This window comes from Kitasatospora sp. MY 5-36 (assembly GCF_001182915.1).
GTDB lineage: Bacteria > Actinomycetota > Actinomycetes > Streptomycetales > Streptomycetaceae > Kitasatospora.
Map to the genome: position 1 here is coordinate 1 of NZ_LFVW01000267.1, position 1,798 is coordinate 1,798.

Annotated in this window: 1 pseudogene; it reads right to left on the reverse strand. The window is 75.4% G+C overall.

What is annotated here, in order from left to right:
• Positions 1 to 1,676: pseudogene (locus tag AE652_RS18845) on the reverse strand (type I polyketide synthase); the annotation flags it as partial.
• Positions 1,677 to 1,798 lie beyond the last annotated feature (122 nt).

The following is a 1,798-nucleotide window of genomic DNA, read 5'->3' on the forward strand; positions in this document are numbered from 1 at the left end:
CCCGGGGAAGACGAACACCGTGCGCCCGGTGACGTCCGCCGTACCGGAGGCGAAGTCCCCGAGGGCGTCGTGGAGTTCGGCGGTGGTGGCGCCGACCACCGCCGCGCGGTGGACGAAGTCGGAGCGGGACGAGGCCAGCGAGGCGGCGAGGTCGGCGGGGACGAGCGCCGGGTCGGCGGCGAGCAGCTCGCGCAGCCGCGCGCCCTGGTCCCGGAGCGCGGCCGGGCTCTTGGCGGAGAAGGCCAGCGGAACCGGGCCGGTCGGCGCGGCCGAGGGGGTCTCGACCAAGGGAGCATCGACCGGCGGGGCCTGCTCCAGCACGACGTGGGCGTTGGTGCCGCTGACGCCGAAGGAGGAGACGCCGGCCCGGCGCGGACGGCCGGTCTCCGGCCACGCGCGCGCCTCGGTGAGCAGGTCGACCGATCCGGCCGTCCAGTCCACGTGCGGGGTGGGCTCGTCCACGTGCAGGGTGCGGGGCAGCACGCCGTGCTGCATGGCCAGCACCGTCTTGATCACCCCGGCCACGCCCGCGGCGCACTGGGTGTGGCCGATGTTGGACTTCACCGAGCCGAGCAGCAGCGGCCGTTCGCGGTCCTGCCCGTAGGTGGCGAGCAGCGCCTGGGCCTCGATCGGGTCGCCGAGCCGGGTGCCGGTGCCGTGCGCCTCCACCACGTCGACCTCGGCCGCCGCCAGCCGGGCGTCGGCCAGCGCGTGCCGGATCACCCGCTGCTGGGAGGGGCCGTTGGGGGCGGTCAGGCCGTTGCTGGCGCCGTCCTGGTTGACGGCGCTGCCGCGGATCACGCCGAGCACCCGGTGCCCGTTGCGGCGCGCGTCGGAGAGCCGCTCCAGCATCAGCATGCCGACGCCCTCGCTCCACGCGGTGCCGTCGGCGGCGCCCGCGAAGGCCTTGCAGCGGCCGTCCGGGGCCAGCCCCTTCTGCTGGCTGAACAGCACGAACATGCCGGGGTTGGACATCACCGTCACGCCGCCGGCCAGTGCGGTGGTGCACTCGCCCTGGCGCAGCGAGCGGGCGGCCCAGTGCAGCGCGACCAGCGAGGAGGAGCAGGCGGTGTCGACCGAGACCGCCGGGCCCTCCAGGCCGAAGTGGTAGGCGATCCGGCCGGAGGTGACGCTGGAGGTGGTGCCGGTGCCCAGGTACAGGTCCACGCCCTCCGGGATGTCCGAACCGGTGCCGTACAGCTGCGAGGTGGTGCCGACGAAGACGCCGGTCCGGCCGCCGGCCAGCGACTGCGGGTCGATGCCCGCGCGTTCCACGGCCTCCCAGGAGGTCTCCAGCAGCAGCCGCTGCTGCGGGTCCATGCCAGCGCCTCGTTCGGGCTGATGCCGAAGAAGCCCGCGTCGAAGCCGGCCGCGCCGTCCAGGAAGCCGCCGTGGCGGGTGTAGCTGGTGCCCGCGGCGCCCGGGTCGGGGTCGTACACCGAGTCGAGGTCCCAGCCGCGGTCGGTCGGGAACTCGGAGATCGCGTCGGCCTCGTCGACCAGGAGCCGCCACAGCCCCTCGGGGCTGCGCACGCCGCCGGGGAAGCGGCAGGCCATGCCGATGATCGCGATCGGCTCGTGGCGCTCGTCCTCGAGCTCCTTGAGCCGCCGGTGGGCCTTACGGGTATCGGCCACCGCCCGCTTGAGGTACTCGCGAAGCTGGTCTTCGTTGGCCATCTCAGATCACTTTCCTGCGGCGGAGTGGTGGCTGCCGGGGCGTCCGGCTCCGGGGCGGGCGCGGCCGCGTCCGGGCGTGTCCGGGGGGCCGCCGGGCCGTGCCCCGGAGGGGGGCCGGCCCG